The sequence below is a fragment of the Arthrobacter sp. JSM 101049 genome (assembly GCF_041679245.1).
Taxonomy (GTDB): Bacteria; Actinomycetota; Actinomycetes; order Actinomycetales; family Micrococcaceae; genus Arthrobacter_H.
This window is the reverse complement of the sequence record NZ_JBGFFC010000015.1, coordinates 1-3,307: the sequence shown is the minus strand read 5'-3', so window position 1 is coordinate 3,307 and position 3,307 is coordinate 1. Positions and strand designations below refer to the sequence as shown.

Genomic DNA, 3,307 nt, shown 5'->3' with positions numbered 1-3,307 from the left:
TGTTATCGATCGCGTTATTTGACGTTGGGGCCGTCGGGATCGTTGACGATGACCGGGCACGAAAATGCCCCGCGGGATGGTTTCCCGCGGGGCATTCATCGCCGTGCTGACGCGGCGGTGGTCATCGGTGACGGCGGGCCCTATTCGCTGTTCTCCGTGATCGCGGATTGGGCCGCGGAGAGGTCCACGATGGCCTTGCCTGCCGCGTAGGTCGCGATCAGGGCGGCCACGGCGAGGTTGTTCACTGATCTCGGGTAGCCGCGTGAGCCCTGGTGGATCGCGGCGACGGCATCATCGGAGAACAGGGTGTCGGACCTGCCGACGAATTTGAGATGGTGGCGGATGTAGGCATCGGTCTCGGCCAGGTCCATCCCCGTGATCGCGTATCGCGTCGATATCCGTTGGTCCAGGGCGGCGAGGACCGCGAGCTTGAGCCGACGACGCAGCGTGGGTTGGCCGATCAGCAGCAACGCGAAGTGGGAGCCGGTATCGAGGGCGCTGTTGGTGAGCATCCGCAGCGATTCCAGATCCGAGTTGGCAAGCAGATGTGCCTCGTCGATCACGACGACGGGTAGGCGTGATCGTTCGTCGAGTTCCCCGGCCAACAGGGACGCGGTCTGGTGGGCCAGGACCCCGGAGTAGAACGCGGGCGTCCCGCCCAGGGCGGTGACGATCTGGGAGTGGATGCCGCGCATCCCCACGGTGGGGTCGGCAATGTAGATCACCTGGTGCCGTGAGGCCTCCAGCCGGGCCAGGGCCGCGCGCACGGCCACGGTCTTGCCGGCCCCGACTTCGCCGGTGACCACGCCGAGCTGGTGCTGGTCCACGCACCATTGGATCCTCGCGACGGCTTCGCGGTGTCCGGGATGGGCGTGCAGTGCCTGGACCGGTACCGAGCGTCCGAAGGGCATGGAGGTGAAGCCGTCGTGCGATTGCAGGTTCTCGATCACGCGGGCCCTCCCAAGGTCGCGTCCACGGCCGTGGTGGCCTTGTCGAAGCTGATCGGGGCGCCGGTCATCTCGGTTTTGTGCCGGGTTTCGATAACGCGCAGGTAGTCGATGCCCGAGGAGACGTTGGCTGCTGCGGTGTCGGCGTCGGAGCGTGCGGCGGCGGCCTTGGGGTGGACGTGGCGGCGGACCTGCAGCAGCACTGCTTCCGGTGCCGGGAGTCCGCCGGGGCCGGCGACGGTGATCGGTGCGGTCAGGTCGAAGGGGTCGTAGACCAGCTCGACATGTGTTCCGGCAAGCAGCGGATCGACCTGGTAGGTGTTGCCCTGCAGGGAGACGGTCGCGGTCTTGGAGACCCTGCGGGTCACGGACCAGCGGAACGCCTCGGCAATGACCTCCGGGGACCTCCTGACCGGGGTCCGGTTTTCCCAGCCGGCATCCCAGCGGGCCAGCGGGCTCTGCCCGGTGCCTGAGTGCACGGTGCGGTGGTAGGTGATCTGCACCCAGGAGGTGAACAACGCGTTGAGCTCGGCCAGCGAGGCGATCGCGGTCCCGGACTCCTCCGTGCCGGCTTCCCCGGCGGCCCGGCCGGTGCCGGGAACGGTCAGCTGGACCGGGGCATCCAGGACGGTGATCTCGGAGAGGAACTGGGAGCGGACCGAGCCGAAGAACCGCTCGATCTTGCCCCTGCCCTGCGGACGATAGGGCTTGGAATGGATGAGCTTCATCCCCAGTTTCGCGCACGTGCGCAGCAGTGCCGAATCGACGAAGGCCGCGCCGTTATCGACATAGCAATGGGTGGGGATTCCATGGGTTTGCAGGGCCGGACGCAGCGCTGCCGCCAAGCGCACGGAGTCCTCCGCGTAGGCCCAGCGGGCGGCGGTGACCATGCGTGAATGGTCATCGATGAACGCGAAGAGATAGGTTTTCCGGCCTGCGATCCTCGGCCCGTGCAGGGCGTCCCCGACCCAGATCTCGTTGGGGTGCCCGGCCTCGAAGCGCCCGGTGGCCGCCGCCGGGGTGCCGGTGGGGATGTCCAGGGTGCGGAAGTGGCGCAACAGGGTCGACTCGGACGGGGCGTCCCCGAGGGTCTCGATCATGATCCGGCGGACCTGGGCCGCGGTGCGGTGCGGACGCTCCAGCTTCAGGGTCCCGGCCAAGGCGAGCACAGATGCCGGGGTGATGGGCGCCGCCGTACGTTCCCGGGGCTTGAGCCCGTCGAAACCCTCCCTCTGCCAGGCGCGGATCCACCGGTCCAGGGACTCACGGGAATACCGGACCATCTGCCCGTGGGGGCCGGTGTGTTCTGCCGCGGCCAGCGCCCGCACGAGGGGGCCGCGTTGGCGGGTGCTCAGGGCCGGGTCCGCGGCGTCGCGGATGAGTTGGTAGCGGAACAGGGCGATCTTCTCCGCCCGGTCCTTGCGGGCCAGGGGTCCGCGTCGGGGTACGGCTTCGGTCATGGGTCTGCCTCCTGGGCAACATCGCAGGGAAAAATGGCGCCGACGCGTCCGGTCGGCGCTATTTCCCACCCTTGCCCTCGCCGGCCACGGGCATAAGGGCCAACTCGTGTTGCACCGCCCCGGACCACCAGACGGCGCTGAAGAACCACGGACCCACCGCCGCCAGACCAGCGCCGTGCCAAGGCAGCATGGCAACGGAGAACCGCTCAGCCAGGACCTGGGCATAAGCGCCGAGCATGGCCAGGGCCTGCCCCGCTGCGGTCGGAGCCGGGGATGGCCAGAGACGGGCAGGATCGGCCCCATGACGATGCACCATCACGGTGAACGCCTTCAGGATCGAAGACGCCGACGCCGCGAAGGAACGCAGCCAGCCGCGGACCGTGGACGCTGGCCGACCCAGCTGGGCTGCGATCCTGCGATGTCCGGCACCCGTAGCGGTCTTGACCTCGATGGCCGCAGCGATCACCGCCGCCGTATCGGCGCGCCGAGACGCCAAACCGGCCCCCAGGAGCACGTGGGTCACCGAGCATCCGACACACCGTGCCCGGCGCGGGCGATGCCGCAGGATCTCGGTGCCGGCACCGGCACCATGGCGGATCCAGCGTTCCCGAGCCCATCCCCAAGGCCGAAGCGTTCCCCGGCATCTGGCGCAGGCAAGCCGTCCGGCGGCCAGGTCCAACTCGACAGCGGGGGCATGGTGGCTTACGGTGAGCATCAGCGCGGTCCTAACGCGTTAGAACGGCCGGCGTGATTCTTCGAAACTCTCACGCTGGCCGTTCGTCTTTACCAGTCATCGTCAGCCTGACGCCGCCGACGGCACTAGATCAAGACTTCCCCGAAAAAAGACCGCTCGCCGCCGATGATGACGTCCCCGCGGTCAAACAACAAGACGCCTAACAC

3 protein-coding genes are annotated in these 3,307 nt (G+C 68.2%); all 3 read right to left on the bottom strand.

Annotation, left to right across the window (positions count from 1 at the left end; translation table 11 throughout):
* Positions 1-140: 140 nt before the first annotated feature.
* From AB8M85_RS17450 to AB8M85_RS17440, 3 genes are read right to left on the bottom strand one after another with little or no spacing between them, the layout of a single operon-like run.
* Positions 141-950 carry an ExeA family protein gene (locus AB8M85_RS17450; RefSeq protein WP_372700105.1) on the bottom strand — a complete coding sequence of 270 codons (810 nt, stop codon included), beginning with the start codon at positions 948-950 and terminating at the stop codon, positions 141-143.
* Positions 947-2,407, bottom strand: coding sequence for a DDE-type integrase/transposase/recombinase (locus AB8M85_RS17445; RefSeq protein ID WP_372700104.1), 1,461 nt, complete (start codon positions 2,405-2,407; stop codon positions 947-949). Before AB8M85_RS17445 ends, AB8M85_RS17450 begins: the two co-directional genes overlap by 4 nt.
* Before the next feature lie 58 nt (positions 2,408-2,465).
* Positions 2,466-2,930, bottom strand: a complete 465-nt coding sequence (locus tag AB8M85_RS17440) for a hypothetical protein (RefSeq protein ID WP_372700103.1) — start codon at positions 2,928-2,930, stop codon at positions 2,466-2,468.
* Between the last annotated feature and the right edge of the window lie 377 nt (positions 2,931-3,307).